The following is a 16,097-nucleotide window of genomic DNA, read 5'->3' on the forward strand; positions in this document are numbered from 1 at the left end:
AAAGAGGTTGTCCTATATTTTAGGACAACCCCACTATGATTAAGATAGTACAGCTTTAATTTTTTGGAATGCCCACTCTAAATCTTCTTCAGAGATTACTAGAGGTGGTGCAATACGAATTACGTTTTCGTGTGTTTCTTTACATAATAGACCAGCTGCTTTTAGTTGCTCACAGTAAGGACGAGCTGGCTCGTTTAATTCGATACCGATGAATAAACCTTTACCGCGAATGTCAGTAATCATTGGGTTATCAATTTCTCTTAATTGTCCAACTAGTTTTTCTCCTAATTGAAGAGAACGCTCTGTTAATTTTTCTTCTTCTAATACTTCAAGAGCTGCGATAGAAACAGCACATGCAAGTGGGTTACCACCGAATGTAGAACCGTGAGAACCTGGCTCGAATACGCCTAAAATGTCGCTGTTTGCTGCAACACAAGAGATTGGGAATACACCGCCGCCAAGTGCTTTACCAAGTATGTACATGTCAGGAGTTACATTGTCCCAGTCGCAAGCAAATACTTTACCAGTACGGCCTAAGCCTGTTTGGATTTCATCTGCTACGAATAAAACGTTTTCTTTTTTACATACTTCAAAAGCTTCTTTTAAGAAACCAGCTGGTGGAATGTTAATTCCTGCTTCACCTTGGATTGGCTCTAAAATGAATGCAGCTGTATTTGGTGTAATCGCAGCTTTTAACGCTTCTAAATCACCGTAAGGAATTACAATAATGCCAGGAAGCATCGGACCGAAGCCACGCTTGTACTCTTCGTTTGATGACATAGAAACAGCACCCATTGTACGTCCGTGGAAGTTATCTTCACAAACGATGATTTCTGCACGGTTTGCCTCTACCTTTTTCACATCGTAAGCCCAGCGACGAGCTGTTTTAATTGCAGTTTCAACAGCTTCTGCGCCTGTATTCATAGGAAGTACCATATTTTTATTTGTTAGTTTCGCAACTTTTTCGTACCAAGGACCTAATTGATCGCTATGGAAAGCACGAGAAGTTAACGTAACTCGATTAGCTTGGTCAATTAAAGCGTTAATAATTTTTGGATGACGATGACCTTGGTTTACTGCAGAATATGCACTTAGTAAGTCCATATAGCGGTTTCCTTCAGGATCTTCTACCCAAACGCCTTCTGCTTTAGAAATAACGATTGGAAGTGGATGGTAGTTATTTGCTCCGTATGTGTCTGTAAGTTCGATAATATCCTTAGTTTGAATCATGATTGTTCCCCCTTTTGTTATTACAAGAAGTTTGTAAATACTCTAAATATTATAGCATTTAAATGTAAAAAAGCGAAACATTTCCTGAAAATAAATGAACATGTTATCATATAGAGTGAAAAAGTGTGAAAAAGAGGAGGCAGGAATACGATGATACATATGCATATTACAGCATGGGCGTTAGGGTTAATTTTATTCTTCGTTGCGTATTCACTTTATTCGGCAGGAAGAAAAGGTAAAGGTGTACATATGGGGCTTCGCCTTATGTACATTATCATTATTGTGACAGGTTTCATGTTGTACATGAGTATTGTGAAGACGGCAACAGGTAGCATGCACATGTGGTACGGCATGAAAATGCTAGCTGGTATTTTAGTGATCGGCGGCATGGAAATGGTTCTTGTAAAAATGAGCAAAAACAAACCAACAGGGGCGGTTTGGGGCTTATTTATTGTTGCGCTAGTAGCAGTATTTTATCTTGGACTGAAATTACCGATGGGTTGGAAAGTATTTTAATTACAAATAAAACCACCTTATCTCTCGAATATTTGGGAGATAAGGTGGTTTTTATTTTATCCCGTAAACACCCGATTGTTGCGGGCTGATAATCAGTGGGGGATGCCCCTACTGATTAAAGTTTCACTTTATGTCGCATCGATATGCAACTCTTCTCCATTTACTTTCGTAAAACGGAACATATTTTTATTTGAAGCAGAGTGACGAACAAAATGGTGTTGCAGTGTACAAATCATCTCTTCATTATCGAATAAAAGAATATTTACACCTTCGCATGCTTCTTCTTTTGGCAAGAAGGATAAATAATTATGACAATACATGCAATCATATAAAGAGTAATGAAGGGATTGTAATGCCTCAGTTAATAATGTAAAGACAGAGTCAGGTAACTCCTCAAGCCATTCATTATAGCTAAGAAGTAATTTTTTTCGAATTCGTATCATTTCCCCGTTTTGCAAATGATGCTGTTCGTTGGCGATTTGTAATACATCTTGTTCATAGAAACGGGCTGGTAGCCAATTGTTGTTATACAAAAGTTCAAATCCATCTTGGATAATATCTTCTAATAAAAATGCTTCATCATTTTCATCATCAAAGAATACCCACTCATTGTTTATATATTCTACATTACCGACTGTATGAGCGCGCGGCTGGTTATACAAAATATGTTTGCGTTGTAACATAGTTCATTTCTCCTTTTATAGAAATAGTTATTCTTGTTATGGACAGTTCGTACGTCCTTTATAACTAGACACACCTAAAGAGAGGTGGGCATACAATAAAACACGCTTTACACTGTGAAACTGCTATTCCATATATGAATAGTTAGTTATCGTCAAGTTTGTTGTTTTTATGTATCCGCACTCATAGGGTGGGGATTACTGCACGTTCAGAAACAGATATTAGATTAGGAAGGATGATTCTTATGTGCGGGATTACAGGATGGGTAGATTATAAACGCTCATTAGAAGGAGAAAGAGACGTCGTTACGAAGATGGCTGAGACGTTAGCGAAGCGTGGTCCGGATGATAATAAAGTTTGGATAAAAGGAAATGTCGCATTTGGGCATAAACGGTTAATCGTTGTAGATCCTGAAGGTGGTAAACAGCCGATGACTTGTTTAAAAGATGAAACGAATTATGCCATTTGCTATAACGGCGAACTGTATAATACAGAAGACATTCGGAAGGAGCTGTTAAGAAGAGGGTACACATTCAAGGGTCATTCTGATACGGAAGTATTATTAGCTTCTTATATCGAATGGAAAGAAGAATGTGTCGATCATTTAAACGGTATATATGCGTTTGCAGTATGGGATGAACAGAAAGAACAAGTGTTTATTGCAAGAGATCGATTAGGTGTAAAGCCGCTTTTTTATAAATATGATAGTGGACGATTATTATTTGGTTCAGAGTTAAAAGCGATACTGGTGCATCCAGAGGTGAAGGCGGAAGTAACGTTAGAAGGATTATCAGAAATATTAGGTCTTGGACCATCTCGAACGCCTGGTCACGGCATTTATGCTGGTATTAAAGAACTGCGTCCGGGTCATGCGATGACTTTCTCAAAAGACGGTTTATGCATATGGAGATATTGGAATGTGGAAAGTAAAAAACATGAAGATTCATTTGAAGAAACCGTAGAAAAGACACGTTTTTTATTACAAGATGCGATTACGAGACAATTAGTTTCTGACGTACCGTTATGCACATTTTTATCGGGTGGTGTAGATTCAAGTGCTATAACAGCAATTGCCGCAAAAGAATATGAAAGATCAGGGAAAGGTCAATTACACACGTATTCTATTGACTATGAAGATAATGAAAAATACTTTAAAGCGAATGCATTTCAGCCTAATTCAGATACTCCATTTATTAACTTAATGACTGAGACATTTCAAACAATCCACCACCGTTGTGTCATTTCAAATGAACAACTAGCACAGTATTTAACAGAAGCAGTGCTCGTTCGTGATTTGCCAGGTATGGCAGATATTGATTCGTCATTATTATGGTTTTGTCGTGAAATTAAACAAGATTTTGTCGTCGGTTTATCTGGGGAATGTGCAGATGAAATATTTGGGGGGTACCCGTGGTTTTATAGAGAAGATGATTTACAATCAAGTGCATTCCCATGGATGCGCTCTACAGAGGCGCGTGAACAACTTCTAAAGAAAGAATGGAGAAGTAAACTAAATTTACAACAATATGTACAGCAGCGTTATGAAGAATCTATTCAAGAAGTTCCTATTTTAGAGGGAGAAAGCCCACTAGAAGCGAAGAGACGGCAACTATTTTATTTAAATATGGTATGGTTTATGACAACATTATTAGACAGAAAAGACCGTATGAGTATGGGTGCAAGCTTAGAAGTACGCGTTCCATTTGCTGATCACCGACTTGTCGAATATGCGTGGAATATTCCTTGGGAAATGAAAATGTATAAAAACCGCGAAAAAGGTCTATTGCGTAAAGCGTTAGAAGGATTGCTTCCAAATGACATCTTATATAGAAAGAAGAGTCCATATCCGAAAACGCATAATCCACACTATACGAAAGCAGTCACAGTATGGCTACAAGATTTATTAACAGATAAAGGATCAATTTTACACGAACTATTTGATAAACAGCAGCTAAGCGGATTAATTGAATCAGGTGGCAGTGCATTTCAATCGCCTTGGTTCGGTCAATTAATGACTGGGCCTCAGCTTTTAGCTCATTTAGCGCAAATTCATGTTTGGTTTAAAGAGTATGGGGTGAATATTAAGGAATAGTAAGAGGCGGCTTGCATGTTGTGTAAGCCGCCTTTTTTTCTATTTCACTTGAATATAAACATATCTATTGTATTTTCCATCACCTGTTGTTGCGGTTAAGACAACACGTCCGGGTTTTAAAGCTTTCACATGAGTTGTATCATTTTGGATTTCCAGGGCAATGATGTTTGTGTCACTACTTTTCCAAACTGTCTTTTGATTTGTTGCATTTTCAGGAAGAACGGAGGCAGATACAAGTTTTTCATCTCCTTGATTTAGCTCAAAAGATCGTTCGTCTACTTTGATACCTGTAACGGGCACGTGATTTGGTTCGACAGTTACTTTACATGTTGCTACATATTCGCCAGTAGCAGTTGTTGCAGTGATAGTTGTAGTACCAGTTTGTACAGCATGGATACTTGCTTTTTCATCCGTTGCTTGTATTGTTGCTACATTTGGATTATCGCTTTTCCAAATTAACTTTTTATTTGTAACGTTTGGGGTAATCTTCGCAACAAGTTCAAAGGTTTCTCTTTCTTTTAAAGAGTGTTCGGATTGATTAAGTGTAAGGTTAGTAGGGAACGTTTCAAGTAATTTCTCAGGTGTTTTTGCGTCCCAAGTCATAGGTTTATTCGAGCGCAGTGCTTGTGCTACAACTGCCGCTGTATCCATATTCGTCATAGAAGTTGTAATAGAGGATTTTGCTAGAATTCCAGGGCCGTTTGCCGCCCAAAAAATTGTCTTTTCTTCAGGAGATTCTCCGCCATGTCCATATCCTTTTCCTCCGTGGTCCGTTGTCATAATAATGAGGCTATCTTCTAATAAACCAGCGTCACGAATTGCATCTAATACAACCCCTACATTTTTATCTGTTTTTTCAATTTGTTGCATATATGCGGGGCTACCGTAGCCTTTAGAATGACCAGCACCATCAATATCGTCAAAATGAATGAATGTGATCGCAGTATCTTTTCCTTCGGTTTTAATGTAATTTGAGATTTTTGGTGCTAATTGGTCATCCGGGACAGACTCTAAGTGAGCGCCTACAGATTGTTCGATAATCCCTTTATTAATCGGACTCCATCCAGCGAATGAGGCTATTTTTGCGTATGGTCGTTCTTGTTTTAGTACTTTCATAAAGGATGGATAAGGTGAGTTTTCAGGGAATGCTACTGACCCTGCGACTGTATTATCAAGTTTGGTTTTATCAGGTGTTACACCATGTATGATGCCACCCCAGTTTTGAGCGCTAATCGTTGGTGAAAGAGCTTGCGCATTATAAGTGCTGGCACCGTTAGCGATAAAATTTTTAATATTAGGGGCAGTAGCATCTTTAACAGCGATACCGGCTCCATCTAACCCGATAATAAAGACATGTTTGTATGGGTAGTTTGTAGATTGTTTTAGCCGCTCTTGAAGAGGAAGCATGTCCTTTTCGTCAATTTTTCCATCTTCATTTAAATCCGCATGCTTAATTTCATCCCAGTTTTGACTATTTATATCTGATCCGGTGTATTGTTTTATAAAGTTTAAATCGTCTTGTTTAAGTAAACCATCACGTGTTATATCTAAAGAATTTCCAACAGTTAGTTCTGCAGTAGCGGCTTTTTTTCCATCTTCAGAAATGGCTTGAATTGTCGTTTTCCCAATGCCTTTTCCAATTACTTTGACTCTTTCATCTGTCGCTTCAATGTCTGCGATGCTTTTATCACTACTTGTCCAAGTAACTTTTTTATTTGTTGCATCGGAAGGTTGGATATTGGATTGTAAATAGGTGTAACCATCAATATTTAAATGAAGGGTTGGTTGATCAATGGAGATGTCAGTAACAGCAATTGGTGGAGCGGATTGATACATCTTTTGAACATCTGCAGCTGTTACTGCTTTTCTTAGAATAGATACTTCATCTAGTGTTGCGTCAAAGTTGTTTCCAAATAAAGTTCCTTTGCCATCAACTCCAATTTTTGTTGTGTAATTTGTATCGATTGTACCTTTCATTTTACTAATATCAATTTGTTGTTCTAGCTTTCCGTCTTTATAAATAGTTGCATATCCATCGCGGTCATGAGAAATCGTAATGTGATGCCAAACATTATCAGCGATATTTGGAATAGAGGCATCTATGCGAGAGCTACCAGAAGTTTTGAAATTCCAAAGGAGGGCCTTGTCCTTTAACCCAATAAACCACCCTAAGTTTCCACCGCTATTCCAATCTTTATTTGAAATGATAGCTGGATCAGCATTTACCCCGGAAGATTTTACCCAAAAGGCTACTGTGAAATCTGTACTTTCTCCAAATTTTAATTGCGAAGTGTCTCCTAAGTCGATATAAGAAGCGGTTTTTTGTGATATTGCTTTAAACTTGAGAGCCTTATTTATGCGTCCATCTGTAAATAAAGGATTACCATTTTTATACGAAATGATGTGATTGGACGCGGAACTATCATTTAGATTTTCCTCGAACGAAAGTTTCATAACCTCGTCAGTGAGTTTTTCTTGTTGCATTTGTATTGCTGGGGTGGGTGCAGCTAAAACGTTAAATGGAAGTGTCGTGGATAGGATCGTACTCATGGAAAGTGTAGAAATCAATGCTGCTTTTTTTATAAAAGGTTGTGTCATTTTAAATCCTCCTTATATGCTTCTTTAATTAGAATTCGACGGAATTCTGTTTTCTTTTCTAAGATAAATAGTAAAGTACAAATTTTGAGGAATTATAACCAGAATATTGAGATTTTTTTAAGGTGTTGTGAAGTTCCACAGTAATTAAGAAGAATACAAAAATATGACAAATAATATTAAATGAATTGTCATATAAAATTCGAAATCATATTAGAAATAGTACTTATTTAGAATAATTATTTTGACGTACTTATTATTACTTGTTATAATTGGAAACAAATGTTCTTGAAAAAGATTCTCATTTGCGAAGTTGAGGTGTTATATAGATGAAAAAGAAAAAAATAGGTTTACTCGTAATGGCGTATGGAACGCCAGAATCATTAGATGATGTAGAGGCGTATTATACACATATCCGTCACGGGCGTAAGCCGTCTGAAGAAGCGCTTCAAGATTTAATCGGGCGCTATAAAGCGATTGGCGGAATTTCACCACTTGCAAAAATAACGAAAGAGCAGGCGCATAAATTAACAGATTCATTGAATAAAATGTATACAGAGTATGAATTTGTTTGTTACTTAGGTTTAAAACATATTACTCCGTTTATTGAAGATGCAGTAGAAGAGATGAAGAAAGATGGAATTGAGCAGGCGATTAGTATCGTATTAGCACCGCACTATTCTACATTTAGTATTCAAGCGTATAATGACCGTGCAATTCGCCTATCAAAAGAAATAGGTGGGCCTGTTATTGAACCGATTGAGCAATGGTACGATGAACCGAAGTTTATTTCTTATTGGGCAAATCAAATTGAAGAAACGTTTACTAACATTGTAGATAAAGAGAAGGCAATTGTTATTTTCTCTGCACATAGTTTACCGGAGAAAATTATTGCTGAGGGAGACCCTTACGTAGAGCAATTACAGCGGACAGCGGATTTAATTGCGGCAGAAGCCGGTATAAAGCATTATACAACGGGTTGGCAAAGCGCTGGAAATACACCAGATCCATGGATTGGGCCAGATGTGCAAGATTTAACGAGAGATTTATATGAAGAACATGGTTATGAGTCTTTCGTATATTGTCCAGTTGGCTTTGTGGCAGAGCATTTAGAAGTTTTATATGACAACGATTATGAATGTAAAGTTGTAACTGATGAATTAAATGCCGCATATTTTAGACCAAATATGCCTAATTCACAATCTGTATTTATTGATTGCTTAGCTGAAATTGTTTCCAAAAAAATGAAGGAAATAGTTGACAAGGATTTATTTTTGAATAATAATTAGTTTATAATAATTTTAAATAAATAATAATTACTATGAGAGAAAGAGGAGGATCCCCCCATGACGAATCCAAATAATCGCTTAACAACAAACCAAGGTGCTCCAGTTGGAGATAACCAAAATTCTCGTACAGCTGGTCGCCGTGGACCGGTATTGTTAGAAGACTATCATTTAGTAGAAAAACTGGCTCACTTTGATCGTGAACGTATTCCAGAGCGCGTTGTGCATGCACGTGGTGCAGGTGCTCACGGTGTATTCGTAACGAAAAACAGCATGAAGCAATATACGAAAGCAGCGTTTTTACAAAATGAAGGAACTGAAACACCTGTATTCGTTCGTTTCTCAACGGTTATTCATGGTCAAGGTTCTCCAGAAACAGCGCGTGATCCACGAGGATTCGCTGTTAAATTTTATACAGAAGAAGGGAACTACGATATCGTAGGTAACCATTTACCAGTTTTCTTCATTCGTGATGCAATTAAATTCCCAGACATGGTGCATTCTTTAAAACCAGCACCTGATACAAATGTTCAAACACCAGATCGTTACTGGGATTTCATGACATTAACTCCAGAATCAACACATATGATGACATGGGTATTTTCTGATTATGGTACACCAGCGAGTTATCGTGAAATGGAAGGTTTCGGCGTCCATTCATTTAAATGGATTAATGCAGAAGGTAAAATTGTTTACATTAAATACCACTGGAAGCCACAGCAAGATGTACGTAACTTAAGTGCGAAGGAAGTGCAAGAGGTACAAGGGAAAGACTTCAACCATGCAACTCGTGACTTATTCGATGCAATTGAAAAAGGGAACTACCCGAAATGGGATTTACACGTACAAGTCATGCAACTAGATGAAACGGATTCTTTAGACTTTGATCCACTAGATCCAACGAAAGTATGGCCAGAAGATCGCTTCCCATTAATTGAAGTGGGGACAATGACGTTAAATCGAAACCCGAAAAACTTCTTTGCAGAAGTAGAACAAGTGGCGTTCTCTCCAAGTGCAACTGTAAATGGTATTGAACCATCTGAAGATAAATTATTACAAGGTCGTTTATTCTCTTACCCAGATACACAGCGTTATCGTCTTGGTGCAAACTACTTACAAATTCCTGTAAACTGTCCATACGCAGCTGTTCGTAACCAACAACGTGATGGTGCGATGCAAATCGATCAAAACCCATCTACAATAAACTACGAACCGAGTCGCCATACTGAAAATCCAGTTGAAGACCCAACTTACCGTGATTCAACTATGAAAGTAGAAGGCTATGTATCTCGTGAAAAAATCGAGAAACCAAATGACTTCAAACAAGCGGGTGAGCGTTACCGTTCATTCTCTAAAGAAGAGCAAGACAACTTAATTGCAAACTTAACAAATGACTTAAAGGACGTAAATGAGCGCACGAAATTGCTAGCTGTTTGTAACTTCTTCCGTGCAGATCAAGAGTACGGTATGCGTTTAGCTGGGGCGTTAAATGTTGATATAACACAGTATGTAGGGAATGCTCCGAAATAAATAGGAAAAGACGGCCAATTCTTGGTCGTCTTTTTATGTAAAATATGTTTTACATGATATGTAAAAGATGTTATACTCTTGTCAAACAAGTTTTACATACAAGAGGTATATTTCATGAATGTTGCTATTTTTATTATTGCTTTATGTGTCTTTTTATTTGTAGTGTTTGCTATTGTAAAAATGTTTATAGCAATCGGAAAACAAGGTGATGAGCGCGCTGCATTTATAAAAAATAAAGCGATGGCGGAAACGTTTCAAATCGCTATGGGATTAATGGTACTTGAGATGATCCCCTTCATTTATCACCGATTAAATGAAACGGTTGGAACGCCGTTTAATCCGGTTCGCTTTTTAGCTGTAATAGCGATTGCGTTTCTTATTATACTAAGCGCAAATAAAAGGAAGTACGGTGATTCGTAAGGTATTGTGCTTTTCAGTCATATCGGAATTTGTTGGTAAATCGATATGTTGTGTCGAAACGTTCATATATTCACGATAATAATAAGTGGGGTATGTACGGGTTTGAATAATTAATATGTATCAATCCCGATATAAAGCAGAAGCGATAATTATAACAAGACCCCTTTTATTTAATAGAGTTAAGCAGCCTGAGTTCTACATTGATAGGAACTCAGGCTTTTTTATGCAAAAAATTTATGAAATCGTTTCGGAATAAAGCTTAAGACAAGGAAGAGTGCGATTTCACCTAAAATAGCGACAGTGATATTGAATAAGAAGGTACGGAAATTTGCAGTAATGTGATTGAGTATAGCGTATTTCCAGTAGGATAAGCTCATGAAAATCACTCCTTATAGCGTTTTTTATAGTATATAAAAATTGTTTCGTAAAAGTGCATGTCCTAGTTTGTAATTTGTAAAAATACAAAATGAATTCTCAACAAAACCTCAACAATTGAGTAAGAAAAGAATATGGAATATATTACTTATACCACTACATAGAAATAGGAGTATTTACAAAGTTGTTTTCTGAATTAACATAAAATTTACAAAAAACTAATAAATTGTTGAAATAATACAAACAAAAATATATACTCTTTATATACTTTTTACAAAATAAGGATGTGATTAAATGATTTACAAGGTTACTTAATTGTATATGAGTTGTTTCATTCAAGGATTCGAAATAAATTTAAGTGAGGAGAAATGAATATGTTTCGATTTATGAAATCTCCAATCGGTATAGCGGTTGGGGTAGCTGCGGTTATATTGGCATCACCAAAAGCGAGAAAGGGATTGCGAAAGCTTGCAGTAAAAACAGTATCAGCCTTTCTTGGTGCGAAAGAACAAATTCAAAGTACGGGTTCGGAAATGGAAGAGGCTTTGCCGAAAGTGAAAGAAGCGGCACGTAAAGTAGCTGTGAAAACAGTATCACCAATTATAGGAGCGGTCGAAGCTGTTCCAAATACAATTTCTAAATTCCAGGAAAAATGGGTTTCTCGTGTAAATGCGTATCATTCTGAGCAAAATATAGATTATGAAAATCTGCCTGTCACTCCTTAAGTACTACATGAGTAATACAGCTTTTTACTTCCTTCAAGACGATAAGGAGGATGGGAATGCAAAGTAAATCATTAAAAACGAGATTTATACGATCGTTACCTGGAAGAATTCGAATTGAAATTTATAAGTTAAAACACAACAAGAACATGGCGAACTTGATATTAGACCGATTTAGTCAAGCGGAAGGTATTTATCAAGTAAGTCCCTCAATTTCTACAGGGAGAGCCCTTATTACTTACGATATCAACAAGACCTCTCTACATAACATTTGCAAAATAATTCAACTTATAGAAGAACAAGTGACCAAGCGAAAGAAAACTAGTACAAATAGCAGTGAAGAAAAGAAGGAATTAATAGATTATTCATCTAGTGTAGTTTCTCGTAATAATGACACTGTTCATAGCAAAAAGGATGAAGGTGTGCCGTTACCGTTAGCACTTTCGGTTGTTGGGTTAGGTGCTTTCGGCATAAAACAATTATTTATGGGTAGATCTGCCTTAGCTAGAAGTCCTGGTCTTTTTTATGTATCTGGAGCTTTATCTGTTGTGACGGGTTATCCGTTCCTGAAGCGAGGATTCAAAAAAATGGTTGCTAGCAAAAAGGTGAATTCTGATCTTGTGCTTGGTGTAGGAACACTTGCACTTGCGCTTGCACGGGAGAATATTGTCGTGCTTGCCGGTCTTAGTCTATTAAATTACTTAAACTGGAAGCGTAGTCAAGCAAACATAAACGAAGAAAATGAAGCGTATAAAGAAAATCTCCTTTCTCCAGAGATTAAAGCGTATAGTGAAAAACAATCAAAATGGGGAATGATTTTTGGTGGAGCAACTTGGGCTTTCACTAGAAATCCTTTACGCGGAATGGCAGTTTTATTAGCAGCTAATCCGAAACCGGCCGTCTCATCGGCAGAATATGCGTGGCGACAAGGTGACCTCGTTGCAAGAGAAAGAGGATATGTCATTCCAAGTGGTGGGTCGTTATCACAATTGTCTCGAACAAAAACGATAGTATTGGATGATACATCTCGTATATTCCAGTCCTCAGCAGAGGGGATGAGTTGTATTTCACAAGATGGAAATGAAGGGCAAGTTTGGTGCACAGCCGCTTCTCTTATTGAGAAAAGTGAGCATGTATGGAAAGAAGAAGTCATGCAATGGGCTGCGCAAACTGGAAGAACGTTAAGAAGAGCGTTTGAAGTTCAAATAGAGAATGAAGGGATAAAAGGTGAAATCCAAGGGATAACTTCCTTTTTCGGAAGTAAAGATTTTGCCGAGCGAAATGGTGTAGATATAAGTGCGTATGAGCTGGAAGTAAAGAGACTTGAAAAAGAAGGTTTTCAAGTGCAGTTCGTCGCTAAAAATAAAAAATGCCTCGGTCTATTAGTTGGATCGAAGGTTACTATTATTCCAGAATTCACAGAAGTAGTGAATGGATTACGTGAAAATAAGTGGAATATAGGCGTTTTGCAAAATAGTTTACATGTAAATCGTAACATTCTTTCTCATTATGGTGTGGATGATAGCTGGCAGCAGGGGGATGCGGCCAAACGGGTGGAATTGCTTCGCTCAAGTGGAGAAGAGGTATTATTTGCAACTGATCAAAATACAGATTTTCCGTCTATATCATTTGAAGAAATAAAAAATATCTCACAATCTACAGCGTATGCAAGCCGAATCAACATGTTGGTGAATGAGCATTTCTGCGCAGCGAAAGTGTGGAATGTGGTAGGAGAGATGTTAGCAGTTTGGTCTATATTCACAGCACCTGTAATCGCCTTATTTGCAAATGCTTTATCGTTAACGTTCTTATCTAGGGCGAAAAGAATGAGTGAGAAGATATTTTCCTATGGAGAATTGTCGAAAATGGATTCTTCTCAGCCAAAAGTGATTCCTGATAAACAAGATCAAATTCCATGGTATACATTTAATCAAGAAAAAGTGATGAATAGATTACAAGTTGAGAAGCAATATGGATTAAGTGATGCACAAGTGAATATGCGAAAAGAAGAATACGGAATGAACCAAATTGAACCGAAACCGTCAGTTCCTTGGATTGTATCGTTTATGGGTCAATTTAAAGAATTTACATCGCTTATTTTACTCGGAGCAGCCGGATTATCTGTTATATCTGGTGGTTGGTTCGATGGATTAGCGATGGGGACAATTCTCGTTGTAAATGCAATAATTGGGACGCTTCAAGAGCGGAAGGCGGAAAAGGTAGTTGAGGCTTTAAATCAATTCCGAGCTCCTGTTTGTAAAGTAATACGAGAAGAAGCGGAAATAGAAATATCAAGTAGTGAACTCGTTCCTGGGGATATTGTCTGCCTGGAAGCGGGAGACCGCGTACCTGCTGATCTTCGCGTTGTTAACTCTTGGAACTTAGAAATTAACGAAGCGATGTTAACGGGAGAGTCACTTCCAGTTGAAAAGAAAGCGGACGCTATGCTAGAAGAATGTTCGTTAGCAGAACGAAACAATATGCTCTTTATGGGGACGTCTGTAACACGCGGTAAAGCGGTAGCGATTGTAGTAGAAACAGGTATGCGTACAGAGATGGGCTATATGATTTCCTTAATGAAAGGGGAGGAAACAGAGCCTACGCCATTGCAGCAAAAGGTGACATCTATTAGTAAAACATTTATTAAAGGAGCATTTGTAGCTGGTGGTCTTGTACTTATGGCGGGGCTACTAAGGGGACTGCCAATTACGCAAATGATCACGACGTCGGTTGCTCTTACTGCCTCTGCTGTTCCAGAAGGGTTGCCAATTATGATCACAATTGCTTTAAGTGCGGGTATATTCCGTATGCAAAAGCAAAATGCACTCGTTCGAAAGCTTTCGAGCTTAGAAACGCTCGGTAGAACGACGGTAATTTGTTCTGATAAAACGGGAACCCTTACGAAAAATGAAATGACGGTTAAAGTAATTGCTACGCCGAATCGTTTATGGAGTGTAACGGGTGATGGGTATGAACCAGTAGGGGCGATTGCTGATGTAACTTCATCTAAAGTTGCTGCTGCTGTAGATACGGAGATAGAAGAGGCTATTTATCATAAAACGGAAAATGTGCCGCTAGAAAATCCGGATTTAGCTCGTATTCTTCAAATTGGTGTTCTTTGTAACAATAGTAAATTAGAGCAGGAAGATGATTTATGGGTTGTAAAAGGTGATCCGACTGAAGGAGCTTTATTAAGTTTGGCTTCTAAAGCGGGGGCATTACAGGAAGGTATGGCGTCGTTTGAACGCCATCATGAAGAACCATTTGATTCAGAGACGAAAATTATGAGTGTTGTTTGTAAAGAGAGTAACGCTGAAGAGTTATATAAGTTCTCAAAAGGTTCTGTAGAGGCGATTCTTACTCGTTGTAAATGGTATCAAGATAACGGTCAAATATATCCGTTATGTGATAAGCAAAAAGAAGTTATTTTACAACAAAATGAAGAGTTTGCAAAACAGGCATTACGAGTATTAGGTTTTGCGTACAGCAATGGCGAAAGTGATGATCTTACTTTTGTCGGATTAGTCGGTATGATCGATCCGCCAAAACCTGAAGTGGAAGAGAGTATTCGTGAAGCGATTGAGTTAGGTGTGAAGCCAGTAATGATTACGGGAGATCATCCGACTACGGCGATTTCTATTGCGAAACAAACTGGAATTTGGAATCGTGAAGATCGTGTTTTAACGGGATTAGAAATTGATAACATGACAGATGAGGAATTAAAAGAAGTTGTGAAAAGTACATCTGTTTTTGCTCGTGTGACTCCGGCTCACAAATTACGAATTGTAACGGCCTTCCAATCCGACGGTCAAATCGTCGCGATGACTGGAGATGGTGTAAATGATACACCGGCTATAAAAAAGGCGAATATCGGTATTGCGATGGGGCAAACCGGAACAGAAGTTACGAAAGAAGCCGCTGATTTGATTTTGAAAAAGGATCATTTCGGTTCAATTGTTGAAGGGGTAAAAGAAGGTAGAACGATCATCGGAAATATTCGTAAAGCAGTTGGTTGTTTATTGACGGGGAATTTAGCGGAAGTGTTAGTGACTAGTGCTGCTGTTATAGCGGGAATGCCGATTCCGTTAGTGCCAATTCAAATTTTATTAATGAATCTTATTACCGATGCTTTACCAGCGATGATTTTAGCTGTAAACCCTGGAAACAAAACGAAGCAAACGAAACGTCAAGATATTGTTGATAAAGATTTGTACAAAAAAGTTATTACAAGAGGAGTACTGCTTGGGGTAGGTTCGCTCGCTGTATTTGGTATTAGTTTAGCGGTTGGAGTACCTCTTCCAGTAGCACAAACATCAGCATTTGCAGCTTTAGTTGCCGGGCAGCTCATTCAAACTTTCTCTTGGAGACAAGAGGGATCAGAAGAAACAGTTCGCGATTGGTCAAAAGACCGGTTCTTTATTACAGCGTTAGGAACGTCTTGGCTTGTATTATTATCAGCTATATATGTACCTCCGTTAGCTCGTATATTCCATACTGTTCCGTTAACGCTCACACAATGGATACCTGTTCTTCTCGTGGCGGGCACAGTGTCTCAAATCGCGAAACCTATTATTAATTTAGTTTCATATAAGAATACTGATTTAGTAAAACCAGTAGTTTCTGAATCTGCATTATTAAAAACAGTGTAAA

10 protein-coding genes are annotated in these 16,097 nt (G+C 37.9%); 7 read left to right on the forward strand and 3 right to left on the reverse strand.

Features of this window, described 5'->3' with window-relative positions; genetic code table 11:
- Positions 1-39: 39 nt before the first annotated feature.
- A complete protein-coding gene (gene rocD, locus LUS72_RS05795) occupies positions 40-1,230 on the reverse strand; it encodes an ornithine aminotransferase (protein WP_097830004.1) in 1,191 nt (396 codons plus the stop codon).
- A 150-nt stretch (positions 1,231-1,380) separates the two neighbouring features.
- On the opposite strand from rocD, the gene LUS72_RS05800 reads away from it, so the two are divergent.
- Complete coding sequence (locus tag LUS72_RS05800; RefSeq protein ID WP_097830005.1) at positions 1,381-1,746, forward strand: YisL family protein; 366 nt, start codon at positions 1,381-1,383, stop codon at positions 1,744-1,746.
- Between the two features lie 128 nt (positions 1,747-1,874).
- Here LUS72_RS05800 and LUS72_RS05805 read toward each other — a convergent pair whose 3' ends face one another.
- Complete coding sequence (locus LUS72_RS05805) at positions 1,875-2,429, reverse strand: DUF2777 domain-containing protein (protein ID WP_264448699.1); 555 nt, start codon at positions 2,427-2,429, stop codon at positions 1,875-1,877.
- Positions 2,430-2,671: 242 nt separating this feature from the next.
- On the opposite strand from LUS72_RS05805, the gene asnB reads away from it, so the two are divergent.
- Positions 2,672-4,519, forward strand: coding sequence for an asparagine synthase (glutamine-hydrolyzing) (gene asnB / locus LUS72_RS05810; protein WP_097830007.1), 1,848 nt, complete (start codon positions 2,672-2,674; stop codon positions 4,517-4,519).
- A gap of 39 nt (positions 4,520-4,558) precedes the next feature.
- On the opposite strand, the gene LUS72_RS05815 is transcribed toward asnB, so the two are convergent.
- Positions 4,559-7,117: an Ig-like domain-containing protein gene (locus LUS72_RS05815; RefSeq protein WP_264448700.1), complete on the reverse strand. Its 2,559-nt coding sequence runs from the start codon at positions 7,115-7,117 to the stop codon at positions 4,559-4,561.
- 326 nt (positions 7,118-7,443) lie between these two features.
- Here LUS72_RS05815 and hemH point away from each other — a divergent pair, with 326 nt between their 5' ends.
- The 5 genes from hemH (at position 7,444) to LUS72_RS05840 (ending at position 16,096) form a co-directional block, all read left to right on the forward strand.
- The gene (gene hemH, locus LUS72_RS05820) at positions 7,444-8,403 is read left to right on the forward strand and encodes a ferrochelatase (RefSeq protein WP_264448701.1); all 960 of its coding nucleotides are present in this window, start codon (positions 7,444-7,446) and stop codon (positions 8,401-8,403) included.
- 57 nt (positions 8,404-8,460) lie between these two features.
- A complete protein-coding gene (katB, locus tag LUS72_RS05825; protein WP_097830010.1) occupies positions 8,461-9,930 on the forward strand; it encodes a catalase KatB in 1,470 nt (489 codons plus the stop codon).
- Between the two features lie 114 nt (positions 9,931-10,044).
- Positions 10,045-10,350 carry a hypothetical protein gene (locus LUS72_RS05830; RefSeq protein ID WP_097830011.1) on the forward strand — a complete coding sequence of 102 codons (306 nt, stop codon included), beginning with the start codon at positions 10,045-10,047 and terminating at the stop codon, positions 10,348-10,350.
- A 749-nt stretch (positions 10,351-11,099) separates the two neighbouring features.
- A complete protein-coding gene (locus LUS72_RS05835; RefSeq protein WP_097830012.1) occupies positions 11,100-11,450 on the forward strand; it encodes a YtxH domain-containing protein in 351 nt (116 codons plus the stop codon).
- A gap of 56 nt (positions 11,451-11,506) precedes the next feature.
- A complete protein-coding gene (locus LUS72_RS05840; RefSeq protein ID WP_264448702.1) occupies positions 11,507-16,096 on the forward strand; it encodes a cation-translocating P-type ATPase in 4,590 nt (1,529 codons plus the stop codon).
- Position 16,097 lies beyond the last annotated feature (1 nt).

It is taken from the genome of Bacillus cereus, from assembly GCF_025917685.1.
GTDB classification, from domain to species: domain Bacteria; phylum Bacillota; class Bacilli; order Bacillales; family Bacillaceae_G; genus Bacillus_A; species Bacillus_A cereus_AT.